General features: G+C 61.3%; 11 protein-coding genes. All 11 read left to right on the top strand.

From position 1 onward, the window contains the following. Positions 1 to 25: 25 nt before the first annotated feature. The 11 genes from M5B98_RS20115 (at position 26) to M5B98_RS20065 (ending at position 15344) form a co-directional block, all read left to right on the top strand. The gene (locus M5B98_RS20115) at positions 26 to 202 is read left to right on the top strand and encodes a hypothetical protein (RefSeq protein ID WP_003176118.1); all 177 of its coding nucleotides are present in this window, start codon (positions 26 to 28) and stop codon (positions 200 to 202) included. After that, entirely contained in the window at positions 186 to 3140 is a 2955-nt protein-coding gene (locus M5B98_RS20110) for a sensor histidine kinase (RefSeq protein WP_167748781.1), read from the top strand. Before M5B98_RS20115 ends, M5B98_RS20110 begins: the two co-directional genes overlap by 17 nt. A 22-nt stretch (positions 3141 to 3162) precedes the next feature. Next, on the top strand, positions 3163 to 4599 hold the full coding sequence (locus tag M5B98_RS20105) for a sigma-54-dependent transcriptional regulator (RefSeq protein ID WP_248743743.1): 1437 nt from the start codon (positions 3163 to 3165) through the stop codon (positions 4597 to 4599). Positions 4600 to 5333: 734 nt separating this feature from the next. Then, entirely contained in the window at positions 5334 to 6734 is a 1401-nt protein-coding gene (locus M5B98_RS20100) for a polynucleotide adenylyltransferase PcnB (protein ID WP_007959609.1), read from the top strand. A gap of 3 nt (positions 6735 to 6737) precedes the next feature. Then, the gene (folK, locus tag M5B98_RS20095; protein WP_248743742.1) at positions 6738 to 7223 is read left to right on the top strand and encodes a 2-amino-4-hydroxy-6-hydroxymethyldihydropteridine diphosphokinase; all 486 of its coding nucleotides are present in this window, start codon (positions 6738 to 6740) and stop codon (positions 7221 to 7223) included. A gap of 319 nt (positions 7224 to 7542) precedes the next feature. Continuing rightward, complete coding sequence (panB, locus tag M5B98_RS20090) at positions 7543 to 8343, top strand: 3-methyl-2-oxobutanoate hydroxymethyltransferase (RefSeq protein WP_114885579.1); 801 nt, start codon at positions 7543 to 7545, stop codon at positions 8341 to 8343. After that, complete coding sequence (gene panC, locus M5B98_RS20085; protein WP_248743741.1) at positions 8340 to 9200, top strand: pantoate--beta-alanine ligase; 861 nt, start codon at positions 8340 to 8342, stop codon at positions 9198 to 9200. The genes panB and panC overlap by 4 nt, the downstream gene beginning before the upstream one ends. Before the next feature lie 358 nt (positions 9201 to 9558). Beyond that, on the top strand, positions 9559 to 11223 hold the full coding sequence (gene pgi, locus M5B98_RS20080; protein WP_248743740.1) for a glucose-6-phosphate isomerase: 1665 nt from the start codon (positions 9559 to 9561) through the stop codon (positions 11221 to 11223). Positions 11224 to 11415: 192 nt separating this feature from the next. Then, positions 11416 to 13353, top strand: a complete 1938-nt coding sequence (acs, locus tag M5B98_RS20075) for an acetate--CoA ligase (RefSeq protein ID WP_248743739.1) — start codon at positions 11416 to 11418, stop codon at positions 13351 to 13353. Positions 13354 to 13403: 50 nt separating this feature from the next. Beyond that, positions 13404 to 14273: an oxygenase MpaB family protein gene (locus M5B98_RS20070; protein WP_248743738.1), complete on the top strand. Its 870-nt coding sequence runs from the start codon at positions 13404 to 13406 to the stop codon at positions 14271 to 14273. Positions 14274 to 14327: 54 nt separating this feature from the next. Next, a complete protein-coding gene (locus M5B98_RS20065; protein WP_085712159.1) occupies positions 14328 to 15344 on the top strand; it encodes a class I SAM-dependent rRNA methyltransferase in 1017 nt (338 codons plus the stop codon). Positions 15345 to 15423: the final 79 nt, after the last annotated feature.

Raw genomic sequence — 15423 nt, 5'->3', positions numbered from 1 at the left:
ACGCGCATAAAAAAGAGAGGCCGGGATGTACATCTATCGCTTGGTCCTGCTTCTGGTCGTGGGGATCTACCTGTTTTCTCCCGCCATCATGGATTGGTGGATCGACGCTACGGGCGCCTGGTATCGCCCCTATCTGCTCTGGCTGATCCTGATTGTCGTGACCTTCATCCTGCAGAGCCAAAAAGATGCCGATGAGCTTTAGCCTGACCCAGATGCTGCTGATCAGCGCCGCCTACCTGGCCGCGCTATTCGGGGTGGCATGGATCAGTGAACGGGGCATGATCCCCCGGGCGATCATTCGCCATCCGCTGACCTACACCCTGTCGCTGGGGGTCTACGCCAGTGCGTGGGCGTTCTACGGCACGGTCGGGCTGGCTTATCAGTATGGCTACGGCTTTCTGTCCAGCTATCTCGGGGTGTCCGGTGCGTTTCTGCTGGCGCCGGTGCTGCTGTATCCGATCCTGAAGATCACCCGCACCTATCAACTGTCGTCGCTGGCGGACCTGTTCGCCTTCCGCTTTCGCAGCACCTGGGCCGGTGCGCTGACCACCATTTTCATGCTGATCGGCGTACTGCCGTTGCTGGCCCTGCAGATCCAGGCCGTGGCCGATTCCATCGGCATCCTCACCGGCGAACCGGTACAGAATCGCGTGGCCCTGGCATTCTGCGCACTGATCATCCTGTTCACGATCTTCTTCGGCTCGCGCCATATCGCAACCCGTGAAAAACACGAAGGACTGGTGTTCGCGATTGCCTTCGAATCGGTGATCAAACTGGCCGCGCTCGGCGGCGTCGGCCTCTATGCCTTGTACGGTGTATTCGACGGCCCGCAACAACTTGAACTGTGGCTGCTGCAGAACCAGACCGCCCTCGCCGCCCTGCACACGCCGCTGCAGGAAGGCCCGTGGCGCACCTTGCTGCTGGTGTTCTTCGCCTCGGCGATCGTGATGCCGCACATGTATCACATGACCTTCACCGAAAACCTCAACCCGCGCTCGCTGGTCAGCGCGAGCTGGGGCCTGCCGCTGTTCCTGCTGCTGATGAGCCTGGCGGTGCCGCTGATTCTCTGGGCCGGCCTGAAACTCGGCGCAACCACCAATCCGGAATACTTCACCCTCGGCATCGGCATCGCCGCCAACAGCAAAGCCCTGGCGTTGTTGGCCTATGTCGGCGGTCTGTCAGCGGCCAGCGGCCTGATCATCGTCACCACGCTGGCACTCTCGGGCATGGCCCTGAACCATCTGGTGCTGCCGCTCTACCAGCCACCGGCCGAAGGCAACATCTATCGCTGGTTGAAATGGACCCGCCGGGCGCTGATCGTCGCGATCATCATGGCCGGTTTCTGCTTCTATCTGATGCTCGGCGCCGAGCAGGATCTGGCCAACCTCGGCATCGTCGCCTTCGTCGCGACCCTGCAATTCCTGCCCGGCGTGCTGTCGGTACTGTACTGGCCGACCGCCAACCGCCGTGGCTTCATCGCCGGGCTGCTGGCGGGGATTCTGGTTTGGGTGGTGACCATGCTGCTGCCGCTGGTCGGCAATCTGCAGGGTTTCTATATCCCGCTGCTGAACATGATCTACGTGCTGGACGACACAAGCTGGCACATGGCGGCCATCGCCTCGCTGGCGGCCAACGTCCTGATGTTCACTTTGATTTCGCTGTTCACCAATGCCAGCCCGGAAGAAGCCAGCGCCGCCGAAGCCTGCGCTGTGGATAACGTGCGGCGCCCGCAACGCCGGGAACTGCACGCCGCCTCGCCCCAGGAATTCGCCACGCAACTGGCCAAGCCATTGGGCGCCAAGGCTGCGCAAAAGGAAGTCGAACAGGCCCTGCGCGATCTCTATCTGCCGTTCGATGAACGCCGCCCATACGCCCTGCGTCGACTGCGTGACCGGATCGAAGCCAACCTGTCCGGCCTGATGGGCCCGAGCGTCGCCCAAGACATGGTGGAAACCTTCCTGCCGTACAAGGCCGGCGGCGAAAACTACGTCACCGAAGACATCCACTTCATCGAAAGCCGTCTCGAGGACTACCACTCGCGCCTCACCGGTCTGGCTGCCGAACTCGACGCTCTGCGCCGCTACCACCGCCAGACCCTGCAGGAACTGCCGATGGGCGTCTGCTCACTGGCCAAGGATCAAGAGATCCTGATGTGGAACAAGGCCATGGAAGAGCTGACCGGGATTGCCGCGCAACGGGTGGTCGGATCGCGCCTGAGCACCATCGCCAATCCGTGGAAAGAATTGCTGCAAGGCTTCATCAACCTGCCCGACGAGCACCTGCACAAACAGCACCTGGCCCTCGACGGCCAGACCCGTTGGCTGAACCTGCACAAAGCGGCGATCGACGAGCCGCTGGCACCGGGTAACAGCGGCCTCGTGCTGTTGGTGGAAGACCTGACCGAAACACAGATGCTCGAAGACAAACTGGTGCACTCCGAACGGTTGGCCAGCATCGGTCGACTCGCGGCCGGCGTGGCCCATGAAATCGGCAACCCGATCACCGGCATTGCCTGTCTTGCGCAGAACCTTCGGGAAGAACGCGAAGAAGACGGCGAACTGACGGAAATCAGCGGGCAGATCCTCGAGCAGACCAAACGCGTTTCACGCATCGTCCAGTCGCTGATGAGCTTCGCCCACGCCGGCAGCCATCAGCACAGCGACGAGCCCGTCTGTCTGGCGGAAGTGGCTCAGGATGCCATTGGTCTGCTGGCTTTGAACCGACGCAATTTCGAAGTCCAGTTCTACAACCTGTGCGACCCCGACCACTGGGTCGAAGGCGACCCGCAGCGACTGGCCCAGGTGCTGATCAATCTGCTCTCCAACGCCCGTGACGCCTCGCCTGCCGGCAGTGCGGTGCGGGTCAAGAGCGAAGCCGGCGAACACACGGTCGACCTGATCGTGGAGGACGAAGGCAGCGGCATTCCATCGAGCATCATGGACCGCTTGTTCGAACCTTTCTTTACCACCAAGGATCCTGGCGAAGGCACCGGTCTGGGCCTTGCACTGGTCTATTCCATCGTTGAAGAGCATTATGGACAAATCACCATCGACAGCCCGGCTGATGTTCAGAGCCAGCGCGGCACCCGTATTCGGGTGACATTGCCGCGTCATGTCGAAGCGACGTCCGCTGTGAACTGAGACCGTCGAGAGTATCGAATCAATGCCGCACATTTTGATCGTCGAAGACGAAACCATTATCCGCTCCGCCTTGCGCCGCCTGCTGGAACGCAACCAGTACCAGGTCAGCGAAGCCGGTTCAGTGCAGGAAGCACAAGAACGCTTCAGTATTCCCACATTCGATCTGATCGTCAGCGACCTGCGTCTGCCGGGCGCTCCAGGCACCGAGCTGATCAAGCTCGGCCAGGGCACGCCGGTGCTGATCATGACCAGCTACGCCAGCCTGCGCTCGGCGGTCGACTCGATGAAGATGGGCGCGGTGGATTACATCGCCAAGCCTTTCGACCACGATGAAATGCTTCAGGCCGTCGCCCGGATCCTGCGTGATCGCCAGTCGGCGCCGGCTGTCGGTGAAGTCGTTGCCGGCAAAACTGCCAACGGCAACGGCAAATCCGCCACAGACAACAGCAACGGCGAGATCGGCATCATCGGCTCCTGCCCACCGATGCAGGACCTTTACGGCAAGATCCGCAAAGTCGCCCCGACGGATTCCAATGTCCTGATCCAGGGCGAATCCGGTACCGGTAAAGAACTGGTGGCCCGCGCCCTGCACAACCTGTCGAAACGCGCCAAGGCACCGATGATCTCGGTGAACTGCGCGGCCATTCCGGAAAGCCTGATCGAGTCCGAGCTGTTCGGTCACGAGAAAGGTGCGTTCACCGGTGCCAGCGCAGGTCGCGCCGGCCTGGTGGAAGCGGCGGACGGCGGCACGCTGTTCCTCGACGAGATTGGCGAATTGCCTCTGGAAGCCCAGGCTCGCCTGTTGCGCGTACTGCAGGAAGGCGAGATTCGGCGGGTCGGCTCGGTGCAGTCGCAGAAAGTCGATGTACGACTGATCGCCGCGACCCACCGAGACCTCAAGAGCCTGGCGAAAATCGGCCAGTTCCGTGAAGACTTGTATTACCGCCTCCATGTGATCGCGTTGAAACTGCCGGCCCTGCGCGAGCGTGGCGCCGACGTCAACGAAATCGCCAATGCGTTCCTCGCTCGGCAGAGCGCACGCATCAACCGCACCGACCTGAAATTTGCCGCCGATGCCGAACAGGCCATCCGGCACTATTCCTGGCCGGGCAACGTGCGGGAGCTGGAAAACGCTGTCGAGCGCGCCGTGATTCTGAGCGAAAGCCCGGAAATCTCTGCCGACCTGCTGGGCATCGACATCGAGCTGGGGGATCTGGAGGACGACGAGTTCATCGGTCTGCCGGCGCAACCGGCCGGTAACGCCAGCAACAGCAGCCATGAGCCGACCGAAGACCTGTCGCTGGAAGACTACTTCCAGCATTTCGTGCTCGAGCATCAGGACCACATGACCGAGACCGAACTGGCGCGCAAACTGGGCGTCAGCCGCAAATGCCTGTGGGAACGCCGCCAGCGCCTGGGCATTCCACGGCGCAAGACCGGGGTCGCCAGCGAGAGCTGAACGTTACCTGTCGAGTGTGCGGGTAACCGTTGAATGTGTGAAAAAACTGTTACCTCAGTCTTTTCACGTAACAGAAGCCGGGGTTATCGGTAACGAAACCCCGGCTTTTTTTCGCCCCGCGAAAACGGTTATATCGACCTAACCCCTTGTTTTATTGGGGTTCGCAAAAGTTGGCACGGCCCCTGCTATATGTTTGGTACAAGAACAATAACAAGCAATGCACAAGACAATAAAAATAAGACGAATCGACTCACGCACAATAAAAACAAGACGGCGAGAGGCGCAGCTAACTGATTCTTTTGGAGAGGCGTTGTATTTGGGGCTTGCCCCACGACCAGGCCGAGAACAACAAAAACTGTCCTAAGACAGAGCCTGTACTGGTTGGATCGAGAGATCACTGCAATTCAGCGACCAAAGCAATCCGTTTGCTCTTGGCTCCCGATTGGGAGGGTCATGAAGGAAAAGCTTCATGGCGAGGGCACTCAACAAAAACAAGAAGCCCGAATCAATAATAAAAAGAGCACGCAACTACTTCTTGGGGAGCTTCGGCTCCCCTTGTAGTTTCTCCCTCCCGGGAAAACCTCCCCTCCTGACGCATCTTCACCCCTCTAGCCTGAGGCCTGCAGCGCAAATCGGCAGCGTCCTACACCATCCCTCGACTAAATGCTAGAATCCCCGCCCATCATGCGGTCATTCTCTGGTATGGCCGAACATTCCTTCAAACAGTGCATCCCATGCTGAAGAAGCTGTTCCAGTCATTCCGAACTCCCCTGCGTCGTACGCAACACATCCGTAGCACGCCTGAAGTCCTCAACAGCGGCCAACATTCGCTGCAAAAGGCGCAATTCAGCCGATACGCGGTCAACATCGTCGAACGTCTGCAGGGCGCCGGCTACCAGGCCTACCTGGTTGGCGGCTGCGTGCGAGACATGCTGCTGGGCATCACGCCCAAAGACTTCGACGTCGCCACCAGCGCCACCCCCGAGCAGGTTCGCGCCGAATTCCGCAATGCGCGGATCATCGGCCGCCGCTTCAAGCTGGTGCACATCCATTTCGGTCGCGAAATCATTGAAGTCGCGACCTTCCGCGCCAACCACCCGCAGAACGAAGACGACGAAGACAGCAACCAGTCCTCGCGCAACGAGAGCGGGCGCATTCTGCGCGACAACGTCTACGGCACCCTGGAAGAAGACGCGCAACGCCGCGACTTCACCATCAACGCCCTGTATTACGATCCGGTCAGTGAGCGCATCCTCGATTACGCCAACGGCGTGCACGACATCCGCAATCATTTGATCCGCCTGATCGGCGACCCGAAGCAGCGCTACCAGGAAGACCCGGTACGGATGCTGCGGGCCGTGCGTTTCGCCGCCAAGCTCAACTTCGGCATCGAAAAGCATACCGTCCAGCCGATCCGCGAACTGGCGCCGATGCTGCGCGAGATTCCATCGGCCCGGTTGTTCGAGGAAGTGCTCAAGCTGTTCCTCTCCGGGCATGGCGCCATCACCTTCGAGATGCTGGTCGACCTGCAACTGTTCGCGCCGTTGTTCCCGGCCAGCGCCGATGCGCTGGAACACAACCCGGAATACACCCATACGCTGATCAGCGAAGCGCTGACCAACACCGACCTGCGGATCAAGCAGAACAAACCGGTGACCCCGGCGTTCCTGTTTGCCGCGCTGCTGTGGCCTGCCCTGCCAGCCCGCGTGTTGCGTCTGCAAGAGCGTGGCATGCCGCCGATTCCAGCGATGCAGGAAGGGGCTCACGAACTGATCGCCGAACAGTGCCAGCGCATCGCGATTCCAAAACGCTTCACCATGCCGATTCGTGAGATCTGGGACATGCAGGAACGTCTGCCGCGCCGCAGTGGCAAACGCGCCGACCTGTTGCTGGACAATCCGCGCTTCCGCGCCGGCTACGACTTCCTGCTGCTGCGTGAAAGCGCCGGCGAGCAGACCGATGGCCTGGGCGAATGGTGGACCGATTATCAGGACGCCAACGACAGCGAACGTCGCGACATGATCCGCGACCTCAGCGGTAAGGGTGATGACGCGAGTGGCGCACCGCGCAAACGTCGCCGCAGCAGCGGTTCCAAGCGCAAACGCGCCGGCGCACCGAGCGCTACAGGCGAATAAGGCATGGAACGCATCTACATCGGCATGGGCAGCAATCTGGCTGACCCGGCCGAACAATTGCGCAGCGCGGTCGACTCATTGGCGCAGCTGCCGAGTACAGCACTGGTCGGTGTCTCTGCCTTTTACCAGAGCGACTCGCTGCTGCCGGGTCAGCCGCGTTACACCAACGCGGTCGCGGCACTCGACAGCACACTCGCCCCGCTGGAACTGCTCGATGCCCTGCAAGCCATCGAAAACGGCCAGGGTCGCGAACGCCTGGAACGCTGGGGCCCGCGCACGCTGGACCTGGACATTCTGCTGTTCGGTGACCGTCTGATTGATGAGCCGCGCCTGAAAGTCCCGCATTACCACATGCAGGAACGCGCGTTCGTTCTTTATCCCCTGGCCGAACTGGCGCCCGAAGATCTGCGCCTGGCCGACGGCCGCACCCTTGCCGATCTGCTCGCAGCCTGCCCGTTCGTCGGCCTCGAACGCCTCTCCCACGCCTGACCCAAACCGCCGATGCGGGTGCCAATCGGCTCCCGTATTTTGCGTTTTTGTAGGACAAAACTCCGCAGATCAGGCCCGCCGGCCCGCTGAATCGCATCAGTAACGCCGGTAACACTCCCGTCGTAACAATGCGGTAACACATGCAATTGACTTCCTGAGGCCTCATCACGACTATAGGCGTCCCGCTGCCGCCAACCCGGCATACAAGGGCGCAATCCAGGCCTTATAAGCACGACAAAAGAGCGTGCGCCTGAATAGATGACGAATCACGCGCGTTACTCGCAGTAGTTTCCAAAGCGCCTGAACGAGGATTTCTTACATGCCAGCCATCACCCTGACCACGCTCCAGAGCCTCAAGCAGAAAGGTGAAAAGATCACCATGCTGACCTGCTATGACGCGACCTTCGCCCACGCCTGCAACGAGGCCGGTGTCGAAGTGCTGCTGGTGGGCGACTCCCTCGGCATGGTCCTGCAAGGTCACGACAGCACCCTGCCGGTGACCATTGCGGAAATGGCCTACCACACCGCCTGCGTCAAGCGCGGCAACACCGACGCCCTGATCCTGGCCGACCTGCCGTTCATGGCCAACGCCACCCTTGAACAAACCATGACCAACAGCGCCATGCTGATGCAGGCCGGCGCACACATGGTCAAGGTCGAAGGTGCGCTGTGGCTGGCGGAATCGATCCGCCTGCTGGCCGAGCGCGGTGTACCGGTCTGCGCCCACATGGGCCTGACCCCGCAAGCCGTGAACATTCTCGGTGGCTATAAAGTGCAGGGTCGCAACGAAAACCAGGCACGCCAGATGCGCGCCGACGCGATCTCTCTGGAGCAGGCCGGCGCGGCCATGCTGCTGCTGGAATGCGTGCCGAGCGAACTGGCGGCCGAAATCAGCCAGGCGGTGAAAATCCCGGTGATCGGCATTGGCGCCGGCACCGACACCGACGGTCAGGTCCTGGTGCTGCACGACATGCTCGGCCTGTCGATCAGCGGCCGCGTACCGAAATTCGTGAAGAACTTCATGCAGGGTCAGGACAGCATCCAGTCCGCACTGAAGGCTTATGTGAACGAAGTCAAAGCCGCCACTTTCCCTGGGATCGAACACGGATTCTCTGCATGAACACCGTCAAAACCGTACGTGAACTGCGCGCTGCCGTGGCGCGCGCCCGCAGTGAAGGCAAGCGCATAGGCTTCGTGCCGACCATGGGCAACCTGCACAGCGGCCACATCGCGTTGATCACTAAAGCCAGGCAGCGAGTGGACTTCGTGGTCGCGAGCATTTTCGTCAATCCGCTGCAGTTCGGCGCCGGCGAAGACCTCGACAAGTACCCGCGCACCCTGGCGGCGGATCAGGAAAAACTGCTGGAAGCCGGTTGCTCCCTGCTGTTCGCCCCGACCGTCGAAGAAATGTACCCCGATGGCATGGCCGGGCAGACCCGGGTCAGCGTGCCACAGCTTTCCGAAGGTCTGTGTGGCGCAAGCCGTCCGGGGCACTTCGAAGGTGTCGCGACCGTGGTCAGCAAATTGTTCAACATGGTCCAGCCGGATCTGGCGATCTTCGGTCAGAAGGACTACCAGCAACTGGCCGTGATCCGTGCACTGGTGCATGACCTGAACATGCCGATCCAGATCATCGGCGAGCCGACCGTACGTGCTGCCGATGGCCTGGCGCTGTCCTCGCGCAACGGTTTTCTCAGCGAGGAACAACGCGCCGTGGCGCCCGTCGTTTACCGCGCCCTGAGCAGCATTGCCGAGTCGATCAAGCAAGGTGAGCGCGACTTCCCGGCCTTGATCCAGGCACAGCGGCAACAGCTGGAAGCCGCCGGCCTGCGCCCGGATTACCTGGAAATCCGCCACGCCCTGACCCTGCGTCCGGCCACGGCGGAAGATCGTGATTTGGTGATTCTGGTTGCGGCGTTCCTCGGCACCACCCGGTTGATCGACAACCTGCACTTGAACCTAGATACCCCCGCCTGAACACCGCAATATCCGAATGTGAGAGTGAGCCTGCTCGCTCTCACATTCGTGTCACCTCCTCTTCCAAACCGTATTGCTGACCACCAGACCATCGGGCAAACTGCCCGCCGATCCACTGCGCGCGAAAAGCAGGGACTTGCTCGTATTACCCGCCGTCTGTCGGCGTCTGCTGTTATCGATGTTAAAAAAGTACAGGTAACAGGTCAGAAGAAGCCAAGACAGATCGCAGCGCTGGGTTTACTGTATTCGCCCTGCGCCAAAGTAATCGTGTCGACGCAGTTGCCCCCTCGCCCAAACATGGCGGGGAGGTCTTTTCAGTGTTCAAAAGGCCGTTCAAGTAAAAAGGAAAACCGCAGCGATGGCGTACTACCGCACTCCTCATGACGTTACCGCTCTGCCTGCCTGGCAAGCGTTGAAAGATCACCGCCAAGCCATGCAGGATTTCAGCATGCGCGAAGCCTTCAACGCCGATCCGCAGCGCTTCACTCAGTTCACCCTCAGCAGCTGCGGACTGTTTCTCGACTATTCGAAGAATCTGATCAACGCCGAGACCCGCAACCTGCTGGTGGGCCTGGCCAACGAAGTCGATCTCAAGGGCGCGATCAAGGCGCTGTTCGACGGTGAAATCGTCAACTCCTCCGAAGGCCGCCCGGCGCTGCACACCGCCCTGCGTCGCCCGGTGGGCGACAAGCTGTCGGTCAATGGCGTCAACGTGATGCCTGAAGTCCACAAGGTGTTGAACCAGATCACCGATCTGGTCGGCAAGATCCATGACGGCCTGTGGCGCGGTTACACCGAGAAGCCGATCACAGACGTGGTCAACATCGGCATCGGTGGTTCGTTCCTCGGCCCGGAGCTGGTCTCCGAAGCCTTGCTGTCCTACGCCCAGAAAGGCGTGCGCTGCCATTACCTGGCTAACATCGACGGCAGCGAATTCCACGAACTGACGCAAAAACTGCGCGCCGAGACCACGCTGTTCATCGTGTCGTCGAAATCGTTCAACACCCTCGAAACCCTGAAAAACGCTCAGGCCGCCCGTGCCTGGTACCTGGCCCAGGGTGGTTCGGAAGCCGAACTGTATCGTCACTTCATCGCCGTATCGAGCAACAACGCGGCGGCCGTGGCCTTCGGTATCCGCGAAGAGAACATCTTCCCGATGTGGGACTGGGTCGGCGGTCGTTATTCGCTGTGGTCGGCCATCGGTCTGCCGATTGCCCTGGCCATCGGCATGTCCAACTTCAAGGAACTGCTGTCCGGTGCCTACACCATGGACCAGCATTTCCAGAGCGCGCCGTTCGAACAGAACATGCCGGTGCTGCTGGCCCTGCTCGGCGTGTGGTACGGCAACTTCTGGGGCGCGCAAAGCCACGCGATCCTGCCATACGACCACTACCTGCGTAACATCACCAAGCACTTGCAGCAGCTGGACATGGAATCCAACGGCAAGAGCGTGCGTCAGGACGGCACTCCGGTGTCGACCGATACCGGCCCGGTGATCTGGGGCGGCGTCGGCTGCAACGGCCAACACGCTTACCACCAGTTGCTGCACCAAGGGACCCAACTGATTCCGGCCGACTTCATCGTGCCGATCGTCAGCTTCAACCCAGTGTCCGACCACCATCAGTGGCTGTACGCCAACTGCCTGTCTCAGAGCCAGGCGCTGATGCTCGGCAAGACCCTGCCGGAAGCCGAAGCGGAACTGCGCGACAAGGGCATGAACGAAGAACAGGTGCAGAAACTGGCACCGCACAAGGTGATCCCGGGCAACCGTCCGAGCAACACCCTGGTGGTCGAGCGCATCAGCCCGCGTCGTCTCGGCGCGCTGGTGGCGATGTACGAACACAAAGTCTTCGTGCAGAGCGTGGTCTGGGGCATCAACGCCTTCGACCAGTGGGGCGTGGAACTGGGCAAGGAACTGGGCAAGGGCGTCTACAACCGCCTGGTCGGCAGCGAGGAAACCGCCGCCGAAGATGCGTCCACTCAAGGCCTGATCAACTACTTCCGCGGCCGTCACCGCGGCTGATTTGATCGCGTTGCTGTACTCCTGTGGGAGCGAGCTTGCTCGCGATTTCGGTTATTCATTCAACATCGACGTTGACTGAAACTCCGCTATCGCGAGCAAGCTCGCTCCCACAGTTGTTTTGCACGTGACTTGAACCTGTTGACCTCTCGGCGCATCTTTATCCTTGTCGCACAACAAGAATAAGGAACCGTCATGTTCGATATCAGCACGTTCCCCAAAGCCGATGCCGTCCGCCGGGCAGCCCAGTTGAGTCAGGACGACTACCATCGCCTGTACCGCGAATCCATTGAACACCCCAGCACCTTCTGGGCCGAACAGGCCACCCGCTTCCTCGACTGGAGCACGCCGTGGCAGACCGTCCAGCGCTATGACCTGAAGACCGGCGAGGCCTCCTGGTTCGCCGGGGCGAAACTGAATGTCAGCTACAACTGCATCGATCGCCACCTGGAAAAACGCGGCGACCAGACCGCCATTGTCTGGGAAGGCGACGATCCCGCCGAATCCACGCAAATCACCTACAACAAACTCCATCACCACGTCTGCCGCCTGGCCAACGTGCTGAAAAGCCGTGGCGTAAAGAAAGGCGACCGGGTGTGCATCTACATGCCGATGATCCCCGAAGCCGCTTACGCGATGCTGGCCTGCGCGCGGATCGGTGCGATTCACTCGGTGGTGTTTGGCGGTTTTTCACCGGACTCGTTGCGCGACCGCATTCTCGATGCCGACTGCCGCACCGTGATCACCGCTGACGAAGGTGTGCGCGGTGGCAAGTTCGTGCCGTTGAAACAGAACGTCGACAAGGCCCTGCAGAGTTGCCCGAAGGTCAGCACTGTCGTGGTCGTCGAACACACCCAGAACAAGGTCGACTGGGCCGAAGGCCGTGACCTCTGGTATCACCAGGCCGTGCGCGATGTCAGCGACGACTGCCCGCCGGAACCGATGGACGCCGAAGACCCGTTGTTCATCCTCTACACCTCCGGCAGCACCGGCAAACCCAAAGGCGTGCTGCACACCACCGGTGGTTACCTGCTGCAAGCGGCGATGACCTTCAAGTACGTCCTCGACTACCGCGACGGTGAAGTGTTCTGGTGCACCGCCGACGTCGGCTGGGTCACCGGCCACAGCTACATCGTCTACGGCCCGCTGGCCAACGGCGCGACAACGCTGATCTTCGAAGGCGTACCGAGTTACCCGAGCACTTCCCGGTTCTGGCAGGTGATCGACAAACACAAGGTCAACATCTTCTACACCGCGCCGACCGCACTGCGCGCACTGATGCGTGAAGGAGCCGGCCCCTTGCAGGAAACTTCCCGCGAAAGCCTCAGATTGCTCGGCAGCGTCGGTGAGCCGATCAACCCGGAAGCGTGGGAATGGTATTTCAACATCGTAGGCGAACAACGCTGCCCGATTGTCGATACCTGGTGGCAGACCGAGACCGGCGGCATCATGCTCAGCCCGCTGGTCAGCGCCCAACGGATCAAACCGGGCTGTGCCACCCAGCCGATGTTCGGCGTGCAACCGGTGCTGCTCGACGAACACGGCAAGGAAATCAAGGGCGCCGGCAGCGGCGTGCTGGCGATCAAGTCGAGCTGGCCGGCGCAGATCCGCAGCGTCTACGGTGATCCGCAGCGCATGGTCGACACCTACTTCAAACCCTACCCTGGCTACTACTTCACCGGCGACGGCGCCCGCCGCGACGAGGACGGCGATTACTGGATCACCGGGCGCATCGATGACGTGATCAATGTCTCCGGCCATCGCATCGGTACCGCCGAGGTCGAAAGCGCGCTGGTGTTGCACGACAGCATCGCCGAAGCCGCCGTGGTCGGTTATCCCCACGACGTCAAAGGCCAGGGCATCTATGCCTTCGTCACACCCATGAACGGCGCCGAACCCAACGACGAACTGAAGAAGGAATTGCTGGCCCACGTCAGCAAGGAGATCGGCAGCTTCGCCAAACCGGACCTGATCCAGTGGGCACCGGCCCTGCCGAAAACCCGCTCGGGCAAGATCATGCGGCGGATCCTGCGCAAGATCGCCTGCAACGAGCTCGACAGTCTTGGCGATACTTCGACTCTGGCCGACCCGAGCGTGGTGCAGGGGCTGATCGACAAGCGCCTTAACCAGTAGAATCACAGGCGCGGTTAACCGGCCGCGCCGCCCTTCACCACTGAGTTGCCATGGAATTCATCCGCAGCCGTATCGAAAACCAGCTCATGAGCCTGACCGGTCTGTCCCTCGGCCAGCTCGATCTGGAAAACCCCAAGGGCGATCCCGGCCTGTTCGGCCCGGACTCGGTCAGTTGGCAAGTGCACGGCGACTTCAGCAGCATGTTGATCGGCGGCATCAGTGCCTTGCTACTGCAAGCCCTGCACCCACTGGCGCTGGCCGGCGTCTGGGATCACTCGAATTTCCGCCAGGACATGCTCGGCCGCTTGCGCCGTACCAGTCAGTTCGTCTCCGGCACTACGTTCGGCTCGCGTCGTGATGCCGAATGGCTGATCGAGAAAGTCCGCACCATTCACCTGCAAGTCGTCGGCACCGCGCCGGATGGCCGGCCCTATGCGGCCAGCGATCCGGATCTGCTGACCTGGGTGCACGTGGCCGAAGTCAGCAACTTTCTCACCGCCCATTTGCGTTACCGCAACCCGCAGTTGTCACCGCAGGATCAGGACCGTTACTACGCGGAAATCGCCGTGGTCGCTGAACGCCTGGGTGCCCGCGATGTGCCGAAGTCGCGCCAGGCCGTGGCCGATTACCTGCATCGCATGCGCCCGCAGCTGGTGTGCGACGATCGTAGCCGCGAAGTCCTGCGCCTGTTGCTTGATGCCCCGGCGCCCAGCGTGCTGGCGCGACCGTTTGGCGACCTGATGATGAAGGCCGGCATCGACCTGCTGCCGGACTGGGCCAGCGACATGCTGGATGCCCGCCAGAATCCGCTGCAACGTCAGCTGATCCGCGCCAGCGTCAAACGCAGCGCACCAATGCTGCGCTGGGCGATGCGCAATGGTTCGGTGCAGCGGGCCCAACGGCGGATGGGGCTGAGATGAAGCTCAGTAGCTGCTAAACTCCCGCGCCCCGATTCCCTCCAGCAAGGCGCAAGCATGTCTTCCCTGAATCAGGCGCTGCGCGCCGCCCTCGATCAACGCCAGGATCTGCTCGCCGAGCTGCACCGTCAGGGCACCGACTGCTATCGCCTGTTCCACGGCAGCCAGGAAGGCGCCGGCGGCCTGACCGTCGACCGCTACGGCCCGCAACTGATGGTGCAGAGCTTCCACCAGACGCTGGAACTCGCCGACTTGCTGCAACTGCACGCCACGGTGAACGAAACGCTGGGCTTGCAAACCTTGCTGGTCTACAACGACCGCTCCCGTGGCAACTCGCGCATCGATCGTGAGGACAACGTCTACCGCGCCGACGACGCAGCGCTGGTCGATCTGGTCGGCCACGAGTGGGGCCTGAACTACCGCGTGCGCGGACGCCATGCCGGCCAGGATCCGCTGCTGTTCCTCGACCTGCGCAACACCCGCGGCTGGGTCAAGGATCACGCCAAGGGCAAAAGCGTGCTCAACCTGTTCGCCTACACCTGCGGCGTCGGTCTCAGCGCGGCTGCCGGCGGTGCTCGCGAGGTGTGCAACCTGGACTTCGCCGAAGGCAACCTGGCGGTCGGCCGCGAGAACGGCTTGCTCAATCCGCAACTGCCGACCATGGAATTCATCCAGTCCGACTACTTCCCGGCGATCCGCCAGTTGGCCGGTCTGCCGATCAGTCAGCGTCGCGGGCAGAAACTGCCGAGCTATCAACGCCTTGAACAGCGTCAGTACGATCTGGTACTGCTCGACCCACCCGCATGGGCCAAAAGTGCGTTCGGCACCGTCGACCTGCTGCGCGATTATCAGAGCCTGCTCAAGCCGGCCCTGCTGACCACCGCTGAAAACGGCGTGCTGATTTGCTGCAACAACCTGGCAAAAGTCAGCATGGACGACTGGCGCGAACAGGTGCTGCGTTGCGCCGAGAAAGCCGGGCGTCCGGTGCGCGAATGGAGCGTGATGACCCCGGGCCGGGATTTCCCTTCACTGGACGGGCAGCCGCCGCTCAAGACCCTGATTCTCCAGCTCTGAATTTTCCCCCGGCAGGAGTCGCCTTCGGCAGCTCCTACAGACATTGCAGACAAATCTGAACAATCCTGTCTCGCGCGAT

This window comes from Pseudomonas sp. MWU12-3088, assembly GCF_023242405.1.
Classification (GTDB): Bacteria; Pseudomonadota; Gammaproteobacteria; order Pseudomonadales; family Pseudomonadaceae; genus Aquipseudomonas; species Aquipseudomonas kribbensis.
This window is presented reverse-complemented; position numbering and strand designations above follow the sequence as displayed.